Origin of the sequence: Streptomyces boluensis (genome assembly GCF_009908195.1) — a bacterium.
GTDB classification, from domain to species: Bacteria; Actinomycetota; Actinomycetes; order Streptomycetales; family Streptomycetaceae; genus Streptomyces; species Streptomyces boluensis.
In genome coordinates this window covers 1-25221 of sequence record NZ_JAAAHS010000072.1, presented here as the reverse complement: position 1 = coordinate 25221, position 25221 = coordinate 1, and the positions used below count along the sequence as shown (strand labels likewise).

The following is a 25221-nucleotide window of genomic DNA, read 5'->3' as shown; positions in this document are numbered from 1 at the left end:
GACAGGATACCGAGGTGCGGCGAAGGGTGCGCTTCGGCTACCTTCAGCACCATGTGGCAGCTTCCGATCTACGAGTGAGAGCGCGCTCCACATCCTGTCCACCTCCCGTCCGGATCGTGGAAATCGCGCCCTTCCTAGGGCGTGATTCTCGCCACCCTTGATAGCCCCTGCGCTCAGATGAGCGGATCTTGCTCGTTTGCACCTCTCCAACGCTGGCACTCAGTGCCATCCGTTTTTCGTTCAAGAGTTGAACGCAAATGATAGATAACCCCGCTCATTTGAGCGCCAAATCGGGATCGAGTGGGGCAGTCCGCTTCGCGCCCTGAACGTGGCGTCTTTCAGCACATGACCAGGTCATTACTTTTGATCTGCTGGCGGACGAGTGGTTGCAGCCGTGCGACCGCTAAGTGGACGTACCCATCAGCCTTCGATCTGGGTATGTTCCTCGCCGTCAGGGCAGCCGCACCGAGGAGACAGGCCCGTGTCGGATCACGTAGATCGCCAGAAGTTCGTTTACGACTTCACCGAGGGCAACAGGGACCTCAAGGACCTGCTCGGTGGCAAGGGTGCCAACCTGGCCGAGATGACCAACCTCGGTCTGCCCGTGCCCCCCGGGTTCACGATCACCACCGAAGCCTGCAAGGAGTACCTCGCCAACGGTGAGGAGCCTGCGGCGCTGCGGGACGAGGTGAGCGCCCACCTGGACTCGCTCGAGAAGCAGATGGGCAAGAAGCTCGGTCAGGGCAATGACCCGCTGCTCGTCTCCGTGCGTTCGGGCGCCAAGTTCTCCATGCCCGGAATGATGGACACCGTCCTCAACATCGGGCTGTCCGACAAGTCCGTGCAGGGCCTCGCCAAGCAGGCCGGCGACGACCGCTTCGCGTGGGACTCGTACCGCCGTCTGATCCAGATGTTCGGCAAGACCGTGCTCGGCGTCGAGGGTGAACTCTTCGAGGACGCGCTCGAGGCCGCCAAGGTCGCCAAGAAGGTCACGGTCGACACGGACCTGGAGGCGGCTGACCTCAAGAAGCTCGTCACCAAGTTCAAGAAGATCGTCAAGACCGAGGCCGGCCGGGACTTCCCGCAGGACCCGCGCGAGCAGATGGACCTTGCGATCCACGCGGTCTTCGACTCGTGGAACACCGACCGGGCCAAGCTGTACCGCCGCCAGGAGCGCATCCCCGGCGACCTCGGCACCGCGGTCAACGTCTGCTCGATGGTCTTCGGCAACCTCGGCCCCGACTCGGGTACGGGTGTGGCGTTCACGCGCGACCCCGCCTCCGGGCACGCGGGTGTGTACGGCGACTACCTGCAGAACGCTCAGGGCGAGGACGTCGTCGCGGGTATCCGCAACACCGTGCCGCTCGCTGAGCTCGAGCAGATCGACAAGAAGTCGTACGACCAGCTCATGCAGATCATGGAGACGCTCGAAACGCACTACAAGGACCTGTGCGACATCGAGTTCACCATCGAGCGCGGTCAGCTGTGGATGCTGCAGACGCGGGTCGGCAAGCGGACGGCGGGCGCTGCCTTCCGGATCGCGACCCAGCTCGTGGACCAGGGCCTGATCGACGAGGCCGAGGCGCTGCAGCGCGTCACCGGCGCCCAGCTCGCGCAGCTGATGTTCCCGCGCTTCGACGAGGACGCCAAGGTCGAGAAGATCGGCCGCGGCATCGCCGCCTCGCCGGGTGCCGCCGTCGGCAAGGCCGTCTTCGACTCGTACACCGCCGTCAAGTGGTCGCGGTCCGGCGAGAAGGTCATTCTCATTCGCCGTGAGACCAACCCCGACGACCTGGACGGCATGATCGCCGCGGAGGGCATCCTCACCTCCCGTGGCGGCAAGACCTCGCACGCGGCCGTCGTCGCCCGCGGCATGGGCAAGACCTGTGTCTGTGGCGCCGAGGACCTGGAGGTCGACACCAAGCGGCGCCGGATGACCGTCGGCGAGACCGTCGTCGAAGAGGGCGACGTCGTCTCCATCGACGGCTCCACCGGCAAGGTGTACCTCGGTGAGGTCCCCGTCGTGCCGTCGCCGGTCGTCGAGTACTTCGAGGGCCGGATGCACGCGGGCGCCGACGATGCCGACGAGCTGGTCGCCGCCGTGCACCGGGTCATGGCGTACGCGGACCGGGTGCGCCGCCTTCGGGTGCGGGCCAACGCGGACAACGCCGAGGACGCGCTGCGTGCCCGTCGCTTCGGCGCGCAGGGCATCGGTCTGTGCCGTACCGAGCACATGTTCCTCGGTGAGCGCCGCGAGATGGTCGAGAAGCTGATCCTCGCCGACACCGAGACCGAGCGGGAGGCCGCGCTCAAGGACCTCCTGCCGCTGCAGAAGAAGGACTTCGTCGAGCTGTTCGAGGCGATGGACGGGCTGCCCGTCACCGTCCGGCTGCTCGACCCGCCGCTGCACGAGTTCCTGCCCGACATCACCGAGCTGTCGGTCCGCGTCGCGCTCGCCGAGTCCCGCAAGGACGCGAACGAGAACGACCTGCGCCTGCTCCAGGCCGTGCACCGGCTGCACGAGCAGAACCCGATGCTGGGTCTGCGCGGTGTGCGTCTCGGTCTCGTGATCCCGGGCCTGTTCACCATGCAGGTACGGGCCATCGCCGAGGCCGCCGCCGAGCGCAAGAACGCCAAGGGTGACCCGCGCGCCGAGATCATGATTCCGCTCGTCGGCACGGTCCAGGAGCTGGAGATCGTCCGCGAGGACGCCGAGAAGGTCATCGCGGAGGTGCAGGAGCAGACCGGCGTCGAGCTGAAGCTGGCCCTCGGCACCATGATCGAGCTGCCGCGTGCGGCGCTCACCGCCGGGCAGATCGCGGAGGCCGCCGAGTTCTTCTCCTTCGGCACCAACGACCTCACGCAGACCGTGTGGGGCTTCTCGCGGGACGACGTGGAGGCTTCGTTCTTCACGGCGTACCTGGAGAAGGGCATCTTCGGTGTCTCGCCGTTCGAGACCATCGACAAGGACGGTGTCGGCTCGCTCGTCCGCAGCGCGGTCAAGGCCGGTCGTGAGACGCGGCCCGACCTGAAGCTCGGTGTCTGCGGTGAGCACGGTGGTGACCCGGAGTCGGTGCACTTCTTCCACGAGGTGGGGCTCGACTACGTCTCCTGCTCGCCGTTCCGGATTCCGGTGGCTCGGCTTGAGGCGGGGCGTGCGGCGGCGGAGTCGAGGGGTAGCGACAGCCGCTGAGTTGAACTCCGGGACCGGGGTCGTGTCACCCGACCCTCACCGATCCGGCTTCGGTCCCGGTTCGCGATAGAAGGGGGCGCCCTTGTGCGGGGGCGCCCCCTTTTTGCTTTTTCCCCTCCCCGCCCCTTCCCGAAGTCCTCAATCGCCGGACGGGCTCAAATTGAGCCCCTCTGGGGGTACCTCCCAGCGGTAGCTGGGGGAGATTGAGGAGGCCCGTCCGGCGAGGACTCCGGGAAGGGGCGGGGAGGGGATCAAAAAAGTCCTACGCGCGGAACGGGCCGCTCACCTCGTACGTGATTCCGCCCGAGGACGAGCCCGTCGTGCCGCGCTGCGACGAGAAGTAGAGGCGGCTCCCGTCGGGGGAGAACGCCGGGCCCGTGATCTCCGAGCTCGACTGGCCGTTGATCCGTACGAACGGGGCCACGACGTCGTCCGGAGTGATCACGCAGATCTCCATGTTGCCGCCGTCCTCGGCGATGAACAGGTCGCCGGACGAGGAGCCGGTGACGTTGTCGACGCCGGTCAGCGGGGCGGCGCCGTTGGTGACGAGGCTGTCGTCGTAGGCGAGTTCGTACGTGCCGGTGAGCAGGTTGAGCTGCCAGAGGCGGTTGTCGCCCTTGGTGGTGAACCAGACGGTGTCACCCGCGTAGTGGCAGCCCTCGCCGCCGTTGAATCGCTTGGCGCCGGAGACCTGGTCGCGGGTCACGGTCGGGGCGCCGTCCGGATCGGGGACGTTCGCCCAGCCGAAGGAGCCCGAGGTGCCCGCGCCGGCGGTCAGGACCTGGAGGGTGCCGGAGGACAGGTTGCCCCAGGTGGTCGGGATGAACCGGTAGAAGCAGCCGTTGGACTCGTCCTCGGTCAGGTAGACGACCTTGCGGACCGGGTCGGCGGCGGCCGCCTCGTGCTTGAACTTGCCCATGGCGGGGCGCTGGACGGCGGCGTTCACGCCCTTCGGGTCGGTCTCGTAGACGAAGCCGAGGGACACCTCCTCACAGGACAGCCAGGTGTTCCACGGGGTGGCGCCGCCGGCGCAGTTGTTGCGGGTGTCCGACAGGATGCGGCGGGCTCCGGTGATGGCGCCCGCGGAGTTGAACGAGACCGAGCCGGCGCCACCGGGAGTGGTCTCCGAGTTGGAGACGTAGATCCAGCCCGTGCCGTCGGCGAAGCAGGCGCCGCCGTCGGGGGCGTTGTGCCAGGTGTACGAGGTGCCGGTGACCGCCTGCCCGGACCGGGCGACGACTCTGCTGGTGAAGCCGCTGGGCAGCTGGAGGCCGTTCGCGTCGGCCGAGCCGAGTGCTCCGTACGGGCCGGGGCCGTTCTGTGCGGGGGCCGCGTAGGCGGCGCCGTGCATGAGGGTGCCGCCGAAGGCGGCCGCCGAGGTGCCGATGACCGCTCCGCGCAGGAAGGTTCGACGTTCCACAGTTCACTCCGTGTGGGTGGAGTCCGCCCCGTACCGCCGAGGTGCGGCCACGGGGTAGCGCGCTTCCGGAACCTAGGCGTCCTGAATTGACGGTGCATGGCCAAAAGGGAGCGGACGCATGACGCTCACTCACTGATTCCCGACCGCTCCACCCCCGCCACGATCCACCGCTGGAACACCAGGAACGCCACGAGCAGCGGCACGATCGAGACCGCCGCCGCGACGAACAGCTCGTTCAGGCGCACCACTTGGGCCGTCGTGAACGAGGAGAGCGCCACCTGCACCGTCCACGCCTCCTGGTCCTGGCCGATGACCAGCGGCCACAGGAAGGAGTTCCAGGCGCCGATGAACACGATCGTGCCGACGGCTGCGAACACCGGGCGGGTGTTGGGGACGACGATGCGCCAGTACGTACGCCAGTAGCCGAGGCCGTCCACCCGTGCCGCGTCCTCCAACTCCCGTGGAAATCCCAGGAAGTACTGGCGGAAGACGAAGCACGCGAACGCCGAGAAGAGGGTGGGGATGATCAGGCCGCGGAGCGTCGAGATCCAGCCGAGGGTCGACACGAGCACGAAGCTCGGTACGAACGTCACCGCCGCCGGGACCATCAGGGTGCCGAGGATCGCGTAGAACACCTTGTTCGCGTGCCGGTACGGGATGCGGGCGAGGCCGTACCCGGCGAGGGAGGCCAGGAGCAGGGTGCCGAGGGTCGTCGCGACCGCGATCAGCGCGGAGTTGAGGAGGGAGCGGGCGAACGGGACGCTCGGGTCGGCGAAGAGGCCGGTGACGTTGGACCAGCGCAGCTCGGCGGGGAAGAACGTCCAGTCCGGGGAGGTGATCTCCTCCTCGGAGGCGAGGCCGTTGCGTACGAGCAGGTAGAAGGGGATGAGGAAGAGTGCCGCCAGGGCGATGAGGAGCGCGAGGCGCAGGGCGCGGCCCACGCGTACCGAAGCGTCCGAGGTGTGTGCGGGGCGCATCACGCGTCCTTCCTGCCGAGGCCGAACCAGCGGGCCTGGCCGATCGTCACCACGGCGATGAGCACGGCGAGGATCACCGCGCCCGCGCTGCCGAGGCCGAGGTTCTGCCCCTGGCCGAGCGCCGTGTAGTAGAGGTAGACCAACGGGGGCCGGGCGTACGGTGGGTAGCCGCGTGAGTCGGCGAGCAGGTTGTAGAACTCGTCGAAGGCCTGGAACGCGTTGATCACCAGGAGCAGCGTCACCGCGACGGACGTGGCGCGCAGCTGCGGGAACGTGATGTGCCGGAACACCTGCCAGCCCGGCTTGGCGCCGTCCACCGCGGCCGCCTCGTACAACTGCGGGTTGATGCGCTGGAGTCCGGCCAGGAACAGGATCATGAAGAAGCCGGCCTGCAGCCAGAGGCGGACGGTGACGATCACCAGCCAGTGCCAGGGCGGGTCCGTGGTGGAGAGCCAGGCGACCGAGTCGGCGTCGACGTATCCGAGGAGGGTGTTGGCGAGCCCGAAGCGTACGCCGTTGAAGATCGACATCTTCCAGATCAGGGCCGCCACGACGTAACTGCACGCGGCGGGAAGGAAGAAGACGGACCGGAAGAACGCCTGGGCGCGGCGGAGGCGGTTCACCATCAGGGCGAGGGCGAGGGACAGCGCGAAGGTGGCCGGGACGATGAAGAGGGAGAACACCACGAAGGTGAGCAGGCTGTCGGTGAACGCGCTGTCGTTGAGCATCTGCGCGTAGTTGTCGAAGCCGACGAAGTCCCGTGCCGGGTCGGGTGTGACGGTGTTGTGCGCGTCGAAGAAGCTGAGGTACACGCTCCAGAGGAGTGGGATGTACGTGAACACGCCGAGGCCGAGCGCGAAGGGGCCGACGAACACCCAGAACCAGAGGGTGCGGTGCCGCTGTTGGGTGTTCCGGTCGCTCACTTGCTCTTGACCCGGTCGAGCTCGGCCCGCACCTTGCGGACCGCCTGCTTGAGCTCGCTCTCCGGGTTGGCGCCGTCCTTGATGATGCGGCTCAGGGCGTCCTGGTACGTGGTCTGGTTGCGCGGCGTCCACAGCAGCGGCTGCGAGGGGAAGCCGCTCTCCGTGGCGTAGCGCACCGCGTCGGCCGCCGCGCCCTCCTTCAGCTTGTCGGCCTTCTGCGCGAGGGAGGTACGGGCGGGGATGTGGAAGCCGTAGGAGAGCGCGAAGTCCTCCTGGTACGCGGCCTGTTGGACCCACAGCCACTTCACGTACGCCTTGGCCGCGTCCTTGTCGCGGGTCTTCGCGCTGACGGCCGCGCCGTACGCCCCGACGGGTACGGACGGCTTGCCCGCGCCGTCCTTCGGGAAGGGCAGCACCCCGAAGTCGTCGCCGAACTTCTTCTGCACGGCGGGCAGCGCCCACAGGCCCGACCACTGCATGGCGGTCAGGCCCTGCAGGAACGCGGCCGGGTCCGACCAGTCGGAGGGCGCGCCGAGCAGCAGCGACTTGTCGGCGTACAACTGGCGGATCTTGCCGAGGGTACGGGCGGCGGCGGGGTCGTCGAAGCCGACCTTGCCGTCGTCGGTGACCAGTTCAAGTCCGGCCGCCTGGAGGGGAGTTCCGCCGAGTGCACCTACTCCGGCGTCGTTGCCGAGGAAGAGTCCCTTGACGTCGCGGGTGGTCAACTTCTTTGCAGCGTCCACGAGTTCGTCGAGGGTGCGGGGCGGCTCGACGTTCGCGTCGGCGAGCAGGCTCTTGCGGTAGTAGAGCAACTGCATGTCGATGACCTGCGGAATGCCGTAGATCCTGCCCTCGTGGGTCTTCGGCGCGAGTACAGCGGGGTTGTAGTCGTCCTTCACTTCCTCGATCAGCTCGGTCAGGTCCAGGACCTGCTTGCCGCGGATCTGGTCGAGGTTGGGCCCGGGGGACTCGAAGACATCGGGGCCGGACTCGGTGAGCAGCGCGGCCGCGGTCTGCCGGTCGTAGTCGCCGGGCCGCCACTGCACGCTGACCTCGGCTTTCCCGTACGCCTTCGCGTACCGCCGCACGGCCTGCTCGGTGCCTTCCTCGCCGTACTGGTGGTACCAGTGCGAGAGAGCGGGCCCCCCGCTGCCACCGTCACTGCGCCCGGTGTTGGACCCGCACGCGGAGAGAAGGCCTGCGGCGGCGGTGGCGGAGGATGCGGCGAGGAGGTGCCGTCTGCTGATGGTCATGATGCGTTGCCCCCTGGGTTGGTCCGGCCCGGTTCGTTCGCTCGGCCCAACGATCAACCATGCAGGGGGATTACGACAACGGTGTTGCGGGGGTGTGGACGGGTTCGGGGTGCGTACGGGGACGCTGCCCGAGCCGTTCAGGATTCGGGCGGCGTCTCTTCGAGCAGCGTCTTGAGCTCTGCCAACCGCTCCCGCCAGAACACCTTGTACGCCGCCACCGCGTCCGCGTCGTCCAGTTTGTGGTGGCCGACTCCGACGGTTGTCTTCGTCGGGCCCTTGGCCGTCAGGTAGAGGGAGATGCGGCTCGAGCCGTCGTCCCAGTCCGCGGTGAGGGACTTGCCGGGGCGGTGGGTGCGGATCGTGAGGTCCGCGTCGGGGAGCCAGTGGCGGCGGATCGACTCGTCGACGAAGGCTTCCGTGATCTTCTCGGCGGGGGCGTCGATCGTCTTGCTGCCGCTCGTCTCCCAGGTGCCCGTGCTGGACTGGCCGACCTCGCGCAGGCCGCGTTCCTGTTCGTACCCGACGGTGATCGACTGGGCGTGCCAGCCGTTCACGCCGTGCTCCTCGCGCAGGTGGCGGGCGATCTCCGTGTGGGCGCGTTCGCCGGCGCCCCAGTGGTCGAGCACCGCGAACCAGCCGAGCCAGTCCTTGCCGGTGGACTCGGCGAGGGCGGCGGCGGAGAGCTTTTCGGTGATCTTCTTGCCGGTACGGGGCCCACTGCTCATGGAGTCGACGCTACCCGCACGGTGCTCCCGCAGCGCCGCGAGCAGGTCCCGGATGTTCCGGGTCTGGTCGTGTTCGGGGCCGAGGACGCGTTCCAGGTCGGCGAGGAGGTCGGGCAGCGAGCCGAGCGGGCGGCGGGCCCGGACGGCGGCCGCGGCGAGGTTGACCCGCGTGATCAGGGTGTCGTGGTGGTCGGGTCCGAGCACCCGCCGCGCACCCTCGGCGGCCTGGTCGAGCAGCGTGTGGGCCTCGGCCGCGTGGCCCGTGTTGAGCAGGGCGAAACCGAGGTCGGCGCGGGCGGCGAGAGTACTCCGGTGGTCGGGTCCGAGCACCCGCTCCCGGCCCGCGACAGCCTGTTCCAGGAGCGGGACGGCGTCCTCCGGGCGGCCCGCCGAGAGGTGGAAGCCGGCGAGGCTCGCCCGCGCGTCCAGGGTGCGCGGGTGGTCGGGCCCGAGGACCCGCTCCCGGCCCGTGAGCGCGCGGGCGAGGAGCTGGACGGCTTCGTCGGTACGGCCCTCGTCGCGGTACAGGAAGGCGAGACCGGAGCGTGAGTCCAGAGTGTCGGGGTGGTCGGGGCCGAGGACGCGCTTCCGGTCGGCGAGGACGCCCTCCTCCATGGCGATGGCCTCGGCGGTGCGTCCTACGTCCGCGTACGAAGTGGCCAGGTTGGAGCGGGAGTTGAGAGTGTCGGGGTGGTCGGGGCCGAGGACGCGTTCCCGGTCGGCCAGGACCCGTTCCTCCAGGGCGATGGCCTCGGCGGTGCGTCCCACGGACCAGTACGAGGTGGCGAGGTTGGCCCGGAACAGCATCGTGCGGGGGTGCTCATCGCCGTAGAGTCGCGCGGCGTCGGTGTCGGCCTGTTCCAGGAGGGCGATGGCCCGCTCCTTCTGGCCCCCGCGCCGGTAGCTGACGGCGAGGTTGGACCGGGCGAGGCGGGTGTCCGGGTGGTCGGACCCGAGCTGCCGCTCGGTCTCGGCGGCCAGGCGCTGCCAGTAGTCGATGGCGTCGGCGGCGATGCCCGCTTCGACGACGCTGATGCCCGCCCGGTAGAGCAGGAGGTGCAGGTCGTGGTCGCAGGGCGGCCGCCACAGCAGGTCGCCGGTGTTGCGGGCGAGGGTGTCGGCGTTCGTCCGCAGCGCGGCGGCGAGTACGGGCCGTGGCTGCCCGCTGTCCGGCCAGATCTGGATGAGGGCGTGGGCGGCCGCGGCCCCTGTGGCGCGGAACTCCTCCGCAGGCGTGTGCTCGCGCGCGGCGCGGGCGGTCAGCGCGTGCACGCGTACGGCCCGCGGCTCGTCCCGGATGTCGTCGGCGACCAGGGCGTACCGGTGCAGGGTGCGCAGCGCGCGGTGGGCGTCCTCGGCGGTGACGGGTTCCTCGGCGGTGACGGGTTCCTGGGCGGCGGAGGGGTCATGGGTGGCGCCCTCGACCGGGGTGCGGTGCCGGGTGAGGTGGTTGAGGATCGCGGATGTCTCCCACAGCGCCCGGGGGTGACCGGCCGGGTCGAGCAGGGCCGCCAGGCGGAGCGCGGGCAGGGCGAGGCCGCGGGGCTCGGTGCGTTCGGCGGCGTCGAGGGAGAGCAGCAGGGTGGTGGCGATCTGCCGGCCGTACCCCTCGGTGTCGGCGGTCTCGGGCAGGACCTGTTCGAGGCGGCGGTCGCTGTCGTGCAACAGGGCCAGGTACCGGCCGCCCGTCAGATCCTCGTTGATCATGTACGCGGCGGCGTGCGACAGGGCGAGCGGGAGGTGGCCGAGCGCGGCCGCCAGGTCCTCGACGGAGCCGTCGAGGAGATGCGGGGTGTCGGAGAGCCGGGAGCGGAGGTACGCCCCGGCCTCCTCCGGCAGGTACACGTCGACGCCGACGGCGCGGCGGCCGCCGCCGGTCAGGCGGGCGTCCTGCAGCCGGGTGGTGGCGAGCACCCAGCCGCTGCCGGTCCGGCTCACCGGCCACCAACTCTCCGTACCCGCCGGGTCGTTGAGGTCATCGAGGACCACCAGCCAGCGGCGGTCCGTCGTGGCGAGCCACGACAGGAAGGCCCGCGCGTCGTCCTCGGGCCGCTTGCCGCCTGCCCCCGGCGCCCCGACGAGTCCGGCGGCCTGCGCGTACAGCGTGATGATCTGCTGGACCTCCGTACCGGGCGCCCAGAGCACCAGGTCCACGCCGTCCCGCAGGGCCGCATCGGCGTAGGACGCGGCGAGTTGGGACTTTCCCACGCCGCCGCCGCCGGACAGCACTTGCGTCAGTACGGCAGCGGAGCCGTCGGCGCGGGCGGCGTCGATCTGTGCCCGCAGCCCGGTGCGCGGCTGGAACGCGGAGGCCAGCGCCGGTACGACGCCCAGTTGCAGCGGCCAGCCGACCTCCGGGCGCGGGGTGTGGACGTGGTACTGCCGCTGGTCGACGACCTGGCTGTACGGCCCGCTCGCGTTGTGGGACGCGTCCCCTCCGGCCGCGATTCCGCCCCGGTCGGCCACCACGTCCACGGGGGTGCCCGGCGCTCCGGGGGTGCCCGGCGCGGTGCGGTTCCTGCGCGGCCACAGGGGTGTCACGAGCGCTCGCTCTCGTCCCCCACGGCGTTGTCCCGCACGTCACCGGCCGCGGCGACGCCGCCCCGCCCGGACCGGACATCGGCGTCGCCGTCGTACGGTGCGCCCGGCCGCGGCGCCGAAGGTGCTCCAACCACCTTGCTGCCGCGCCCTGTTGCGTTCCCCACCGCGTCACCACCGGCCGCGACACCACCACGCCCGGCCCGCACCCGGCGCACGCCGTTCCCTCCGGGGGCGCGTACGAGGCCGATCACCGACACCACCAGCGCGGCGAGGCCGACCACCGCACCGGTCACGCTCGCGGTCCGGTCCGCCGCTTCGGGGTTCACCACCAGCGACACGATCAGCCCGACGGAGACGACCCCCGCCACGACGGCGACCACCCATAAGGCGACCCGCGCCGCCCCCGAAACCCCCGCCATGGCAGGCACCTCTTCTCGCGTCTGTGGACCGGGTCGTAAGCGTAGGCGTCACCGGGGCCGGTTCACGCGTCGAAGTCGTGGAAGCCGTACTCGACGTAGCCCCGCTCGATGAGTTCATCCGTCAACTCGTCCTCGTCGAGCCCTTCCAGCTCGGAGAGGTCGTCGGGCGGGCCGTCACCGAGCCGTACGTAGTCGTCCTCGCCCACCGGCTCGCCGACGAGCGCCGGGGCCGGTACGCGGGCCCAGTCCACGACGGCCTCCATGGTGTCGTCGAAGTCGTCGCCGAACAGCCCGTCGACGAGCGTCGCCCGCACCTGGTCCGGGTCGTCCGCGCCGTCGGCGTACCCGCTCGGCCTGCCCTGGCCGAGGAAGGTGATGTCCGGGTACCCGCCGATGCGGACGGTGAGGAACGGGTGGAGGTCGATCGACCGGGTGAGCTCCCCGCGCTGGTACACGTCCAGGGCGAGGTCGGCGCCGCCGCGGCGGAGGATCAGCCAGACGTTGGTGGAGTCCTCCAGCTCGTACGCGAGGGCGGATTCGGCCTCGTCGAGGTCAGCGCATATGTAGTGCGCGTCCTTCCGGGCACCGCCGGGGGACACTCCGAACCGCAGGTCGTAATAGCTCCTGTGCACCATGCCCCGGAGCGTACTGAGGGGCACTGACATTCCGGTGAACCCTCGCTGCGGGCAGGTCACTTGGGCCTCCGGCGGCGTTGTCAGTGCTCGGTGTCAGTATGGCCGTATGAGTGAGTTGACGGGGTCGGTGTGGGACGTGCTCGACACCGAGCGGGATGTCGTGCGTGCGGGGATCGATGCGTTGGAGACATTGACCGACTGGCCCGACCTGGGGACTCCCGCCGGGGTCTGGCGGGAGATATTCCAGCAGGCGGAGGCGGTGTTCGGCGGTGCGGACGTGCCGCGGGCCGAGTTCGCGGCGTGGCTGCACTTCGCCGCGACCACCCTCGGCCAGGACACGTACGCCGAGGAGCTCGCCGCCGCCGAGCCCGCGATGCCGTGGCGTGCGCTCTGGGCCTGGTGGCGGCCGTGCGGCGCGCGCCTGGCGCACCCGAATCTGAGCTACGCCTCGGTGAAGCGGTACGAGCGCGAGGGGCGTGAAGTCCTGTACGTACAGGGCACGTTCGAGGACACCTGGCTCGACCTGGAGACCGGCGTGCGGATGCCCGCGCCGGATCCGGAGGGCCCGCAGCCTGTCGAGATCCCCCATGTGCGGGCGGACAACGAAGCGTATCTGGGGACGTACACGCTGTCCGCCCCGGAGAGCTTCGGTTACGCCGACCCGCTGACCGGCCCGGACGGACGGCGCCGGTACCTGGTGGAGGACGAGCACGGGATCGCCCTCCTCGAAACCGACCCCGCCGTGCTCGCCGCCTGGCCGCGCGGGGGCATGGACCACTCCTCGGCCGAGGAAGGCTCCCCGGGCCGCGCCTTCGTGTACCCGGACCTGCTGCCGGACCTCGACAAGGAGCCCCTGACCACGGAACGCCTCGCGTACTCCTTCGGGCCGTCCGTTGAAGTGGTGCTGATCCCCGAGGACAAGCTGCCCGCCGCCCTCGAACACCCGGGCAGCCGCGCCCACTTGACCGGCGTCGGATTCCCGGCCTCCTGGCAGTGCGGTTACGCCTCGGTCGACCTGCTGGCGCCCGCCGACATGGTCCCGCCCACCGACGACGAGCTGCGGGGTACGGAGGTGCCGGACGGCATCGAGCCCGCCGACCTCCTCGCGTTCGCCGTGAGCGAGTTCGGCCGGATATACGTACACCGCCGCGACGGCTCCGTGCACATCGCCGCCTCCGCCGCGGACTTGGGGCGACGGCACCAGCACGGCGTCCTCGCCCGCCTCGCCGACGACCTCGACCACTTCGTCCGCTGCCTGGAGGCGGCCTACCTGGAGATGAGCCGCTCCTGGCATCCGTACCCGGACGAGGGCGGCGGCTCCGGCGACATCTGCATAGCCCCCGGCCTCGACCTCCTGGACCCGCGCTCCCCGGCGGCCGTCATGTGGGGCTGCCTCCTGGCGGGGGTGACGGAACTGAGCGAGGACGGGTACTGAGCGAGGACGGGTACTGAGCGCCTCCCGGGGGTGACCGTCGAGATTCCTAGACCTTTCTTGACCGTACGTTCCAGTACTGGCTAGAGTCGTTGTATGGCACGTACCAAGGAGTTCGACCCCGATGTGGCTCTCGACGCCGCCCTGGAGCTGTTCTGGCGGCGCGGGTACGAGGCGACCTCGATGGCCGACCTCGTCGCGCACCTCGGGATCGGGCGGGCCAGTCTCTACGCCACCTTCGGCGGCAAGCGTGAGCTGTATCTGAAGGCCATGGACCGGTACGTACAGACGCGGAACCCGGCGCTGCTCGCCGAGTTGTCGCAGCCGGGGCCTGTGCTGCCTGCCGTCCGTGCCGTGGTGCGTCGGTTCGCCGAGGAGGCGGCGGACGATCAACTCCGCCTGAACGGCTGCCTGGTCACCAATACGGCCGCCGAACTGGCCCCGCACGACAGTGTCGCGGCCCGCCGGGTGGAGGTCAGCTGGGACCACATCGAGACTCCGTTGTACGCCGCGCTCGTCCGTGCCCAGGCGCAGGGCGAGCTGCCCGAAGGGCGTGACCCGCGGGCCCTCTCGCGGATGCTGCTCGTGCTGTTGCAGGGCGTACGTGTGGTGGGCAAGGCGTCGAGCGACCCTGCCAGGGTGCGGGACGCGGCGGAGCAGGCGTTGGAGCTGCTCGACTGACGGAGGGCCTGTGCGGGCACCGGTCGCGGTGCCCTTTTCTTTTGCGTTAATACTGGACTGATCGTTCAAGAATGGCCGGTCGTTCACGAATCAATGGGGGAAGCATGGCCGGGCATCACGTGACCGCCGTCGAGGAGCCGTCCGAAGCCGCACCACGCACTGCACCACGCACCGCACCACGCACCGCACCCGCCTTCGTCCTCCTCGGCGCCGTGCAGGTCTGCCTGATCTTCACGCTGGCCGCCATCGCCGTGCCGTTGCCCCGTATCGGCCGTGAATTCGCCCTGGACCGGGCCGACTTGATCCTGCTCACCGCGGCCTATGGGCTGACGTTCGCGGGGCTGCTCCTGTTCGGCGGACGCGTCGCCGACCGCTGGGGCGGGCGCCGGGCGCTCACCGCCGGGCTGCTCCTGTTCGGTGCCGCGTCCGCCCTCGCGCCGGCGGCCCAGGGCCACGCCGTACTCCTCGCCGCGCGCTTCGCACAGGGCGCGGGTGCCGCACTCGTCGCGCCGGCCGCGGTCGCGGTGCTACGCACAGTGTTCCCGGATCCTGCCGCCTACGGCCGGGCCATGGCGGCCTGGGGCGGCCTTTCCGTGCTCGGGGCCACCGCGGGCAATCTGCTCTCCGGGGTCGTCTCGACGCTCTGGTCCTGGCGGCTCACCCTCGCGCTGCCGCTCGCCGTCGCGGCCCTGGCCCTCGCCCTCGCACCCCGGCTCCTGCCGCCCACCGCGCCGGGTGCCGGGCGTGCCCTCGACCTGCCGGGGGCGCTGCTCGCCACCGGCGGACTGCTCGGCGCCGGTTACGGACTCGTCATGGCCGACGCGTACGGCTTGACCGCGCCGCACGTGCTCGTGCCGCTCGGCGTCGGGGCGGCCCTGCTCGCCGGGTTCGTGGCGGTCGAACGCCGGGCCCCTGACCCGCTGTTGCCGCCCGGGTTCCTGAGGGCGGGGCGGCGCGCTCCGGGGCTCGCCGCCATCGCGATGACCGCCGCCGGTACGGCCACCGTCTTCGTCATCCTCTCGCTCCATCTGCAGCACGACCGCGGTTGGTCGCCGCTGCGCACCTCGGCCGCCTTCGTGCCGTTCGCGGTGGCGCTGCTCACCGCAGGGCGGCTCGCGGGCCCGCTGATCGGGCGGTACGGAGCGGCCCGCGTGACCGGCGCCGGGCTCGGCTCCGGAGCCGTCGGCCTCGCGCTCCTCGCCGCCACCGGCCTCGCCCCCGGTGTTCCGTACGGCTACGGCCTGCTGCCCGGCCTGGTGCTGCTGCCCGTGGGTGCGGCACTGTCCTTCGCGGGCGCCGCCGTACTCGCCATGGAGTCCGTCGCGCCCACCGACGTGGGCCTCGCCGGGGGCGTCATGAACACCGCGATGGAGTTCGGCCCGACCATCCTGTTCGCCGCCCTGCTCACCGTGGGCGGCGACCCCTCGACCCTCTTCGCCGCGGCGGTGCTGTCCGCCGCGCTCGCCGTCCACCTGTCCACCCGGGCCACCCGAGCTGTCTGAGCCATCCGGCCATCCGGGCCACCTGAGTCGCCCGAGCCGTCCGAGCCGTCCGAGTCGCCCACGTCACCCAAGTCGCCCACACCATCAGGGGAGTTACCGCATGACCAGCACCACGTCGCGTAACCGCTTCACCGGCAAGTCCGTTCTCGTCACCGGCGGCGGCAGCGGTCTCGGCCGCGCCATCGCGCTCGCCTTCGCCGCCGAGGGTGCGTCCGTCGCCGTCGCCGGGCGCGGGGAGGTTCCGCTCAAGGAGACCGTCCGGCTGATCGAGGAGCAGGGCGGTACCGCCTTCGCCGTGACCGCCGACGTCAGCAGCGCCGACGACGTGGCGGCCGCGGTGCGCGCGGTGGCCGACCGGTTCGGGACGGTCGACGTGGCGGTCAACAACGCCGGTGTGCTGCGCGCCGGTCAGCCTCTCGCCGACCTCTCCGAGGACGACTGGCGCACCCAGCTCGACATCAACGTCACCGGCATGTTCCTCGCCCTGCGCGCCGAGATCGCGCAGATGCGCGGCCAGGGCTCAGGCGGCGCGATCGTCAACGTCGCCTCCAACATCGGCCCGCACCGCCGCATCCCCGGCGCGACCGCCTACGCCGCCACCAAGGCCGCCGTCTGGGCGCTCACGCACGGCGCCGCCCTCGACCACATCGGCGACGGCGTCCGCATCAACGCCGTCAGCCCCGGCGCCTCGGACACGTCCATGTCGCTGCTGCCCGGCGAGAGCGAGACCGAGCGCGCCGAACGGATGCGCGGGGCGAGCCCGCTCGGCCGGGTGACCGCGCGGGACGAGGTCGCCGCGGCCGTCCTGTACCTGGCCTCCGACGCCGCGGGTTCGGTCGTCGGCACCGACCTCGTCGTGGACGGCGGCGCCGCGGCCTGAGCAGGCATCGGATCCTGTCGGTGCGGCGCCGCACCGCAGGCCCGTCCGACGGCCGGGTCCGCGCCGGCGTCGGTCAGTAGCCGATGGTGAAGCGGCGTTGCACGAAGCGCGGCAGTTCCGCCTCGTCGACGAGGGCGACGGCGGCGTCCTCCATCGAGATGCGGCTGAGCCCGTCGGCGTCGCGGACCGGCTGGTCGCCGCCGATACGGAACCGGCCGGTTCGCTCGCCGGGGGCTATGTGCTCCGCCGGGCTGAAGTAGGTCCAGAGCCGGTTGGACGTGCGCAGGACGTTCAGGCCGTCCCTGGCGCCGCGCGCCGCGGCGGCGTACCCCCTCGGCAGACCGACCAGGTCCAGGGTCTTGTTCAACTGCTCGTCGGCGTCCGCCAGTACGAGTCCGGGTTCGACCTCCAGGCTTGCGGCGCCGCCGATCACGATGAGCCGGGTCCTGGGGTGGCTGTCGAGCGCCTTCAGCAGCGCCCGCGCGGCGGTGACGTGGACCGTGGGATCGGCGATCGAACGCTCCACGGTGTCCGCGAAGTCCTTGGCCGCGTTGCCGGGCTGGAATCCGCTGATCAGTACGTCAAGGCCAGGTACGGCCGCGGTGACGCTCGCGGCGTCGAGGATGTCGACGCTTTTCCAGTCGATGTTGTCCCGGTCCCGGTTCCGGTTCTCGGTGATCCCCGTGGCGTCCCGGCTGAAGGCCGTGACGTGGTGCCCCCGGTCGAGGGCTTCGGTGACGACGCGACTGCCGATGCCGCCCGTGGCCCCGATGACTCCGATGTGCATGGCTCTCCCCTTGGTAGCGCTCATTCCGCCGCTCCGCCTTCGCGGCATGCAGGAACTATACGGTGTGAAGTTTTGATACGGCTCGCAGTATTGTCACGCTGTAGAGTGAGCGGTCATGGGAAGCGTGGGAAACACCAACGTGGGAAACACCAAGGGGCGCCGCGCGCGCTTGCGGGCCGAGACGACCGCCGAGATCAAGGAGGTCGCGCTGGAGCTGATGGCCTCGGGCGGGCCCGGCGCGATCACGCTGCGGGCCATCGCCCGCGAGATGGGCATGACGGCCAACGCGATCTACGGCTACTTCGCCACCCGGGACGACCTGGTCACCACGCTGATCAACGACGTCTACACCTCGCTGGCCGACACCGTGGACGCCGCCTGGGACGCTGCCCCCGCCGTGGATCCGGCCGCCCGGATCCAGGCATGGGCCTGCGCCTTCAGGGACTGGGCGCTGGCCAACCCCGAGGGCTTCCGCCTCATCTACGGTGACCCCGTGCCCGGCTACCGGATCCCCGAGGGCGGCGCCGCCCCGGACGCCGCCCACCGTCTCTGCACCGGCATCACCGCACTCGCGGCCGCCGCCTGGCCGCACGCCGAACTCCAGCACGCGGACGGCGACTTCACCTGGTCCGACTTCGACCCCGGTCTGCTGGACAAGGTCCGCCCGGCCTTCCCCGAGCTGCCCCCTGCCGCCGTGGCTCTCGCCATGCGTATCTGGAGCCGCCTGCATGGCCTGGTGTCGCTGGAGATCTACGGCCATCTGCAGACCCAGACCCTCAGCCCGGAGAAACTCTTCCGCGAGGAACTGGCCCAGCTCATCCGGTCCTTGGGTATCGCGCCGCAGGGGTGACGGTGTGCGCCGGGTCCGTTGCGGTCGAACGCCGGACCGGAGCCGTACGCTGAAGCGAGCAGGACCGTGCGGATTGACCCCTTCCGGAAGGACCGCCATGCCGGGCTGGAACGTGAGCGACATCCCCGACCAGAGTGGCCGTACGGCCGTCGTGACCGGGGCCAACAGTGGCATCGGCCTCGTCACGGCCCGTGAGCTCGCCCGGCGTGGGGCCCGTGTCGTGCTGGCCTGTCGTAGTGAGCAGCGGGGGAGAGCGGCGGAGGAACGGATCGCGGCCGAAGTGCCGGGCGCACAGGCCGAGTTCGCGCCGCTCGATCTCGGCGACCTCGCGTCCGTACGGAAGTTCGCGGAGGCGTACGCGCCCGAGCGGATCGATCTGCTCATCAACAACGCGGGCATCATGGCCCTGCCGTACGCCCGTACCGCCGACGGTTTCGAGAGCCAGTTCGGCGTGAACCACCTCGGGCACTTCGCCCTCACCGGGCTGCTGCTGCCCCGGATCGAGAGTGTCGACGGCGCCCGCGTCGTGACCGTGTCCAGTGGCCTGCACGCGCTCGCCAACATCGACATCCGTGACCTCAACAGTGAGCGCCACTACCGGCGTTGGGTCGCGTACGGCCGGTCCAAGACCGCCAACCTGCTTTTCGTGCACGAGCTCGTACGGCGGCTCGCCGCGCGCGGGTCCGGTGTCGTTGCCGCCGCCGCGCATCCCGGTTACGCGAGCACCAACCTTCAGGCCGCCGGGCCGCAGCTGGAGGGGCGCCGGGGCGTCGAGCGCGTCGTCGCTCTCGCCAACCGGATCGTCGCCCAGTCCGCCGAGGCGGGCGCCCTGCCCACGCTGTACGCGGCCACGGCCCCCGGTGTCCGCCCCGACTCCTTCACCGGCCCCCGTATTCAGGGCTGGCGCGGCGCCCCCACCAAGTCCTGGCGCGCCCCATGGACCCTCAACGACACTGCGGGGGAACGCCTTTGGGCCGCCTCCGAGCAGCTCACCGGTGTGGAATTCGGCTGAGAGATCTACGAAACACGGTGGGCCGTGGACAGCCCCAACTGTCCACGGCCCACCGACGGTTCGTTCAGCGCCCGGCGATGTATCCGATGCCGGGGCTGCTCATCGACTCGTTCTTCCCGTTCTTGCCCTTCCTGATGGCGACCGAGAAGGTCACGATCGTGGGCTTTCCGTTCGCGTGCGGACCTTCCCAGAGGTTCACATCGCAATATTTGTAGCCGTTCAGGGTGCCGTTGGAATCGTGGCACTCACCCGACCTGCCGTAGCTGGTCTTCCAGATCAGCACCGTGCGCTTACCGTCGGCGGCGTTGTCGGCCACGCCGAACTTGTCCCCGGTGGACCAGAAACAGCCGTCGTACCCTCCGGTCGGCGGGATACAGAACGCCGGGCCGCCCGGTACTGCCTGGGCGGGTGCGGAACTCCCCAGAAGGAGGCCGATCGATGATGCGGTAACTGCTATGCCGGCGGTCACCCGACTCTTGAACTTCATTATCTCCCCGTACATTTGACGCTTGGTCAGGGAGTGAGCCTAGTGATCTCCGGCAGGGACAGCAAAGGATTCGAGCGACCCCGCCACGCGAGCCCTACGCGGTGATGTCGCGCACCAGAGCCACGAAACGCGTCCAGCTGCCCGCCGGGAAGAGGAGTACCGGTCCGGCGGGGGTTTTGCTGTCACGGACGGGGACTACGCCGGGGAGGTCGTCGCGCACTTCGAGGCAGTTGCCGCCCTCGCCGTTGCTGTAGCTGGACTTGCGCCAAGGGGCGGCGCCGGGGAAGTCGTAGGCGACCTCAACGCATTCGCCGCCCTCGCCGTTGCTGTAACTGCTTTTGCGCCAGCGGGCGTTGCTCAGGTCGTACGCGCGCATCGTCTGTGGTCCTCCGCCGCCGATTCGATCAGGTCGAGGGATGCCTCCGGCGTCAGCGAGGCGCCCCTCAGTAGATCGTATGCCCGCTGTGCACGCTTCACCACGGCCGGTTCGTCGATGAGCGTTCCCGCGAACGACGTCTCTGTATAGGCGACCGGCGGGGCGTCCTCGAACTCCATGAGCCTGAGCATCCCGCCCGCGGATGCGTGTGCTCCCCCGGCAAACGGAATGACTGTGACCAGTACCGTCCGCTCGCGGATCTGGGCGGCGATCCGGTCCAGTTGATCGGCCATGGCGGCCGGCCCGCCCACCGGGTTGCGCAGCACGTGCTCGTGCAGGATCACCCAGAACTCGGGCCGGGTGGCGTCGGCAAGGATCTGTGCCCGTTCTATCCGGGCGTCGACCGTGTCCTGCACGGACGCCTCGGTGGCGAACGGGTCGGACTCCAGAGTGAGCGCACGCGCGTACGCCGGGGTCTGGAGCAAACCCGGCACGACCAGCGGCGCGAAGTCGCAGATTTTCGTCGCCGTCCGCTCCAGCTCCGCGACCTCCTCGAAATACGAGGCGTACCGCTTCTCCTTGATCAGCTTGTGCCACGTCCGCTCGAAGAAGCCGCCCGTACGTAACGTCTCGTCGATCCGGATCGCCACATCCAACTGCGGCTTGCGAAAAGCCTGTTCGAACTGGCCGATGTAGCCGCCCGAGACGAATACGAGCTGACCCAGTTCCGACTGGGTCATCCCCGCTTCCTCCCGGCGCCGCTTCAACTCCTCGCCGAAGTATTCCCAGGCCGCTTTCCTGCGCGTGTTGGCCACCGCTCAACTCCCTTGTTAGGCGGGCGCGTTGCTCCGGAGCCTAACCACAGAGGGTGAGCGGTGGAACGCTCATCGTGAAATTCTCATGAAGCGACGCGCACCTCGTACGCCGTCACCGACACCGCCTCGTCGTCCAGGCAGCGGCCCGTCGCCAGGTCGAAACGTTGCTTCAGGAGCGGGGACGCGACGAACGGCGCGCCGTTCACCGAACCGAGCAGGCCTCGGGACAGGACCGCCGCACCCGTGAACGGGTCCCGGTTGTCGATCGCGTACCAGCGGCCCGCGCGGTCCTGGAAGACCGCCGCCTGGCGGCCGTCGGGCAGCAGGACCGCGACCCCGCGGCCGGGGGTCAGCCGGGACGGGTCGTCGCAGACCGGCAGCCAGTCGCCGTCCACGTGGAGCTGGACCGTGGTGGTCGTCGTCTCAACAGCGAGCATCGTCATCGCGTGGCAGTCCCTTCCAGGGTGCGCGTCGGGTTCAAGGAGAGAAGCGGCAGGTCAGGCTTGATCTGGTCGCGTTCGGGCACGAACTTGACGGTCGGGTCCGGGACTTCGGGTGCGTTCACGAACGACACGAAGCGGGCCAGGCGCTCCGGGTCGTCGAGGGTGGACGCCCACTCGTCGCGGTACCCGGCGACGTGCGCGGTCATCAGCGCCTCCAGGTCCGCGCAGATGCCGAGCGAGTCGTCGACGACCACGTCCCGTACGTGGTCGAGGCCGCCCTCGATCCGCTCCAGCCACGTCGACGTGCGCTCCAGGCGGTCGGCGGTGCGGATGTAGAACATCAGGAAGCGGTCGATCAGGCGGATGAGTTCGTCGTCGTCCAGGTCCTGGGCCAGGAGGTCCGCGTGGCGTGGGGTCGCGCCGCCGTTGCCGCCGACGTACAGGTTCCAGCCGTTGGACGTGGCGATCACGCCGAAGTCCTTCGACTGGGCCTCCGCGCACTCGCGGGCGCAGCCGGACACCGCCGACTTCAGCTTGTGCGGGGAGCGCAGGCCCCGGTAGCGCAGCTCCAGGTCGATGGCCATGCGGACGCTGTCCTGCACGCCGTAACGGCACCAGGTCGAGCCGACGCAGGACTTCACCGTACGGAGGGACTTGCCGTACGCGTGGCCCGACTCGAAGCCCGCGTCCACCAACCTGCCCCAGATCTGCGGGAGTTGGTCGACCCGCGCGCCGAACATGTCGATCCGCTGGCCGCCCGTGATCTTCGTGTAGAGGCCGAAGTCGCGGGCCACCTCGCCGATCACGATGAGCTTGTCCGGGGTGATCTCGCCGCCGGGGATGCGCGGCACGATCGAGTACGAACCGTTCTTCTGGAGGTTCGCGAGGAAGTGGTCGTTGGTGTCCTGGAGGGCCGCCTGTTCGCCTTCGAGGACGTAGCCGTCCGCGCCGAGGGTGGGGGCCAGGGACGCGATGATCGAGGCGACCGCCGGCTTGCAGATCTCGCAGCCGTCGCCGCCGCGCGCCTCCGCCCGGCCGTGCGCGTCCAGGAGTTCCCGGTACGAGGAGACCCGCAGCGCGAGCACGATCTCGTACAGCTCCTGGCGGGTCTGGGCGAAGCAGCCGCACAGGCCCTTGTCGACCTCGATGCCGCCCGCTTCGAGTTCCGCCGTGACGAGCTGGCCGAGGACCTTGACGCAACTGCCGCAGCCCGTACCGGCCTTGGTGCACTTCTTGACCTCCGGCACGTTCGTGCAGGAGTGCTCGGTGACCGCGCCGCGGATGGTGCCCTTGGTGACGTTGTGGCAGGAGCAGATGACGGCTTCGTCGGGGAGCGCCGACGGGCCGATCGACACGGGGCCGCCCGCCCCGGCCGGGAGGACCAGTTGCTCGGGGGAGACCGGCGGCACCGAACCGGTCAGCGGGCGCAGCGTCCCGTACGCCTCCGCGTCGCCGACCAGGACACCGCCGAGCAGCTCCCCGCCCGCGCCGATGACCAGCTTCTTGTACGTGCCGGAGCGGGAGTCGGCGTACACCACGTCGAGGCAGCCCTCGGCGGTGCCGTGCGCGTCACCGAACGACGCCACGTCCACGCCGAGCAGCTTCAGCTTGGTCGACAGGTCGGCGCCCGTGAAGGTTGCGGTGGCCTCGTCCTCCGCGATGGCGGCCGCGGCCACCTGCGCCATCTCGTATCCGGGCGCGACCAGGCCGTACACCCGGCCGTCGGCCGCGAGCGCGCACTCGCCGATGGCGAAGACGCGCGGGTCGCTGGTGCGGCACTGCTCGTCGACGGCGATGCCGCCGCGCTCGCCCACGTCGAGGCCGCAGTCGCGGGCCAGTTGGTCGCGGGGGCGGACACCGGCGCTGAACACGACCATGTCCGTGGCCAGTTCGGTGCCGTCCGACAGGAGCATGGCCCGTACGGCACCGTTCTCGTCGGTGACGACCTCCTGCGTGCCGGTGCCGGTGTGCACGCTCAGGCCCATGCCGGTGATGGTGCGGTACAGCGCGGCGCCGCCGCCCTCGTCGACCTGCACCGGCATCAGGCGCGGCGCGAACTCCACGATGTGCGTGGAGAGACCGAGGCCCTTGAGCGCGCCCGCCGCCTCCAGGCCGAGCAGCCCGCCGCCGACGACGGCTCCGGTCGTGGCGCCCTTCGCGTACTCCTCGATGGCGAGCAGGTCCTCGATGGTGCGGTACACAAAGCAGCCCGCCGCGTCCTTGCCCGGCACCGGCGGCACGAACGGGTACGAGCCGGTGGCCAGTACGAGCGTGTCGTACGCGACCGTCAGACCCGAGCGGGCCGTGACGATGCCGCGCTCCCGGTCGATGGTCTCGGCCGGGTCGCCCAGGTGCAGTTCGATGCCGTACTTGGCGAGGAACTCCTCGTCGGACAGGGAGAGTTCGGCCGGGGTGCGGCCCGCGAAGTACGAGGTCAGCTGGACCCGGTCGTAGGCGGGGCGGGGCTCCTCGCACAGCACGACCACCCGGTCGCGCCCGGCTACGCCGACCTCGGCCAGCGCTTCGAGGAACCGCTGGCCGACCATGCCGTGGCCGACGAGCACGATCGTGCGAGGGGGAGTGGTGGTGGTCATCGGGAGCCTCCGTCAGGGGTGAGCAGATGCAGCAAGGGGGCCTTGGGGAGCGTCTCTTCGGCCTCCCAGGCACGGGCGAGCGCGCCGACGGTGCCGAGCTCGCCGAGGAGTACGCCGCCGACCAGGCGGTCGTCGCGGACCACGACCTGGCGGTACGTGCCGCGGGTCGCGTCGGCGAGCCGCACCACGTCGTCGCCGGGCAGCGGGTCGGACTCGCCGAAGGTGGCGACGTCCAGGGGGCCTGCCCCGTTCAGGGTGAGCCGGGTCAGGGCGCGGGTGCCGGAGTAGCCGGGCCCGTCGCCGTTGCGGAGCAACTCGGCCAGGGCGTCGGCCTGTTCGATGGCCGGGGTGGCGAGCCCGTACACCTTGCCGTCGTGTTCGGCGCAGTCGCCGACGGCGTGGATGTGCGGGTCGCTGGTGCGCAGCGCGTCATCGACGACGATGCCGCGCCGCACGTCCAGGCCGGCCGCCTGGGCGAGGCCGGTGCGGGGCCTGACTCCGCAGGCGAGGACGACGAGGTCGGCGTCGAGGGTGTAGCCGTCGGCGAGGGTCACGCCGGTGAGGGTTCCGTCTTCGTTCGTGGTGAGGGCACGTACCCGGCACTCGGTGTGCACCTCCACGCCCAGGTCGGTCAGGTGGCGCCGTACCAAGTCGCCTGCTGTGGCGTCGAGTTGGCGTTCCATCAGCCGCTCGCCCTGCTGGGCGAGGACCACCTGCGCGCCGCGCTGGGCGAGGGCACGGGCCGCGGACACACCGAGCAGCCCGCCGCCGATCACGACGGCCCGGCTGCCCTTGCCCTTGCCCTTGTCCTTGCCCACCGCCTCGGACAGGGCCAGGCAGTCGTCCATGGTGCGGAAGGCGTGCACACCCTCGGGCAGCGGTCCGCGGAACGGGGGCAGGACCGGGTTGGACCCGGTCGCGAGCACCAGCTTGTCGTAGCCGACGGTCTCGCCACCGGCCACGTGCACGAGCCGCCGCTCCCGGTCGATCCGCTCGACCCGGCCGTGCCGGACCCGCCCCGGTGAGGGCAGCGCCACCACCTCGGGGCCGTACCGCCCGGCCAGCACCTCGGCGAGCAGCACCCGGTTGTACGGGGCGTGCCGCTCCTCGCCGAACAGGGTGACGGCGCCCCCCAACTGCTGGGCGAGGCGCACGCCCGCCGTGCCCGCTCCGATCACCACAATCTGTGAACCCATGCTCCGCAGCGTGCGGTGCCGGTGTTACCCGACCGCATCCCCGCTGTTTCCCGGGGGGAACGCTGCGCTCAGCGGGGCGG

At 70.5% G+C, this 25221-nt stretch carries 21 protein-coding genes; 7 read left to right on the top strand and 14 right to left on the bottom strand.

The window, feature by feature from the left end; translation table 11 throughout:
• The first annotated feature begins 481 nt into the window (after positions 1 to 481).
• A complete protein-coding gene (gene ppdK / locus GUY60_RS12440; protein WP_161696939.1) occupies positions 482 to 3193 on the top strand; it encodes a pyruvate, phosphate dikinase in 2712 nt (903 codons plus the stop codon).
• A 262-nt stretch (positions 3194 to 3455) separates the two neighbouring features.
• Here ppdK and GUY60_RS12435 read toward each other — a convergent pair whose 3' ends face one another.
• The 7 genes from GUY60_RS12435 to GUY60_RS12405 form a co-directional block, all read right to left on the bottom strand.
• Positions 3456 to 4613, bottom strand: a complete 1158-nt coding sequence (locus GUY60_RS12435) for an alkaline phosphatase PhoX (protein ID WP_161696937.1) — start codon at positions 4611 to 4613, stop codon at positions 3456 to 3458.
• Positions 4614 to 4738: 125 nt separating this feature from the next.
• Entirely contained in the window at positions 4739 to 5590 is an 852-nt protein-coding gene (locus GUY60_RS12430) for a carbohydrate ABC transporter permease (RefSeq protein WP_161696935.1), read from the bottom strand.
• Positions 5590 to 6513, bottom strand: coding sequence for a carbohydrate ABC transporter permease (locus GUY60_RS12425; protein WP_161696933.1), 924 nt, complete (start codon positions 6511 to 6513; stop codon positions 5590 to 5592). The genes GUY60_RS12430 and GUY60_RS12425 overlap by 1 nt, the downstream gene beginning before the upstream one ends.
• Entirely contained in the window at positions 6510 to 7766 is a 1257-nt protein-coding gene (locus tag GUY60_RS12420; RefSeq protein WP_161696931.1) for an ABC transporter substrate-binding protein, read from the bottom strand. Before GUY60_RS12420 ends, GUY60_RS12425 begins: the two co-directional genes overlap by 4 nt.
• 137 nt (positions 7767 to 7903) lie before the next feature.
• The gene (locus GUY60_RS12415) at positions 7904 to 11032 is read right to left on the bottom strand and encodes a tetratricopeptide repeat protein (RefSeq protein ID WP_312866273.1); all 3129 of its coding nucleotides are present in this window, start codon (positions 11030 to 11032) and stop codon (positions 7904 to 7906) included.
• Positions 11029 to 11451: a hypothetical protein gene (locus GUY60_RS12410; protein WP_161696929.1), complete on the bottom strand. Its 423-nt coding sequence runs from the start codon at positions 11449 to 11451 to the stop codon at positions 11029 to 11031. Before GUY60_RS12410 ends, GUY60_RS12415 begins: the two co-directional genes overlap by 4 nt.
• Before the next feature lie 62 nt (positions 11452 to 11513).
• Positions 11514 to 12086 carry a hypothetical protein gene (locus GUY60_RS12405; RefSeq protein WP_161696927.1) on the bottom strand — a complete coding sequence of 191 codons (573 nt, stop codon included), beginning with the start codon at positions 12084 to 12086 and terminating at the stop codon, positions 11514 to 11516.
• Positions 12087 to 12192: 106 nt separating this feature from the next.
• Here GUY60_RS12405 and GUY60_RS12400 point away from each other — a divergent pair, with 106 nt between their 5' ends.
• The 4 genes from GUY60_RS12400 (at position 12193) to GUY60_RS12385 (ending at position 16581) form a co-directional block, all read left to right on the top strand.
• A complete protein-coding gene (locus tag GUY60_RS12400; RefSeq protein ID WP_161696925.1) occupies positions 12193 to 13521 on the top strand; it encodes an SUKH-4 family immunity protein in 1329 nt (442 codons plus the stop codon).
• Positions 13522 to 13614: 93 nt separating this feature from the next.
• On the top strand, positions 13615 to 14199 hold the full coding sequence (locus GUY60_RS12395; RefSeq protein ID WP_161696923.1) for a TetR/AcrR family transcriptional regulator: 585 nt from the start codon (positions 13615 to 13617) through the stop codon (positions 14197 to 14199).
• 104 nt (positions 14200 to 14303) lie between these two features.
• The gene (locus tag GUY60_RS12390) at positions 14304 to 15701 is read left to right on the top strand and encodes an MFS transporter (protein ID WP_161696921.1); all 1398 of its coding nucleotides are present in this window, start codon (positions 14304 to 14306) and stop codon (positions 15699 to 15701) included.
• Positions 15702 to 15801: 100 nt separating this feature from the next.
• Entirely contained in the window at positions 15802 to 16581 is a 780-nt protein-coding gene (locus GUY60_RS12385; protein WP_161696919.1) for an SDR family NAD(P)-dependent oxidoreductase, read from the top strand.
• 73 nt (positions 16582 to 16654) lie between these two features.
• On the opposite strand, the gene GUY60_RS12380 is transcribed toward GUY60_RS12385, so the two are convergent.
• A complete protein-coding gene (locus GUY60_RS12380) occupies positions 16655 to 17368 on the bottom strand; it encodes an NAD(P)-dependent oxidoreductase (protein WP_161696917.1) in 714 nt (237 codons plus the stop codon).
• A 115-nt stretch (positions 17369 to 17483) separates the two neighbouring features.
• Here GUY60_RS12380 and GUY60_RS12375 point away from each other — a divergent pair, with 115 nt between their 5' ends.
• On the top strand, positions 17484 to 18218 hold the full coding sequence (locus tag GUY60_RS12375) for a TetR/AcrR family transcriptional regulator (protein ID WP_161696915.1): 735 nt from the start codon (positions 17484 to 17486) through the stop codon (positions 18216 to 18218).
• A 97-nt stretch (positions 18219 to 18315) separates the two neighbouring features.
• The gene (locus GUY60_RS12370; RefSeq protein ID WP_161696913.1) at positions 18316 to 19230 is read left to right on the top strand and encodes an oxidoreductase; all 915 of its coding nucleotides are present in this window, start codon (positions 18316 to 18318) and stop codon (positions 19228 to 19230) included.
• Positions 19231 to 19294: 64 nt separating this feature from the next.
• Here the strand turns inward: GUY60_RS12370 and GUY60_RS12365 are convergent, their stop codons facing one another.
• From GUY60_RS12365 to GUY60_RS12340, 6 genes are all read right to left on the bottom strand, one after another.
• Positions 19295 to 19717, bottom strand: coding sequence for a hypothetical protein (locus tag GUY60_RS12365; protein WP_161696911.1), 423 nt, complete (start codon positions 19715 to 19717; stop codon positions 19295 to 19297).
• A 94-nt stretch (positions 19718 to 19811) separates the two neighbouring features.
• Positions 19812 to 20093 carry a DUF397 domain-containing protein gene (locus GUY60_RS12360; RefSeq protein ID WP_161696909.1) on the bottom strand — a complete coding sequence of 94 codons (282 nt, stop codon included), beginning with the start codon at positions 20091 to 20093 and terminating at the stop codon, positions 19812 to 19814.
• Positions 20075 to 20908 (bottom strand): helix-turn-helix domain-containing protein, encoded by an 834-nt coding sequence (locus tag GUY60_RS12355; RefSeq protein WP_161696907.1) that lies wholly within the window; start codon positions 20906 to 20908, stop codon positions 20075 to 20077. The genes GUY60_RS12360 and GUY60_RS12355 overlap by 19 nt, the downstream gene beginning before the upstream one ends.
• An 83-nt stretch (positions 20909 to 20991) precedes the next feature.
• Positions 20992 to 21345 carry a nitrite reductase small subunit NirD gene (nirD, locus tag GUY60_RS12350; RefSeq protein ID WP_376771209.1) on the bottom strand — a complete coding sequence of 118 codons (354 nt, stop codon included), beginning with the start codon at positions 21343 to 21345 and terminating at the stop codon, positions 20992 to 20994.
• Between the two features lie 2 nt (positions 21346 to 21347).
• Complete coding sequence (gene nirB, locus GUY60_RS12345) at positions 21348 to 23945, bottom strand: nitrite reductase large subunit NirB (protein ID WP_161696903.1); 2598 nt, start codon at positions 23943 to 23945, stop codon at positions 21348 to 21350.
• A complete protein-coding gene (locus GUY60_RS12340) occupies positions 23942 to 25141 on the bottom strand; it encodes an NAD(P)/FAD-dependent oxidoreductase (RefSeq protein WP_161696901.1) in 1200 nt (399 codons plus the stop codon). Before GUY60_RS12340 ends, nirB begins: the two co-directional genes overlap by 4 nt.
• Between the last annotated feature and the right edge of the window lie 80 nt (positions 25142 to 25221).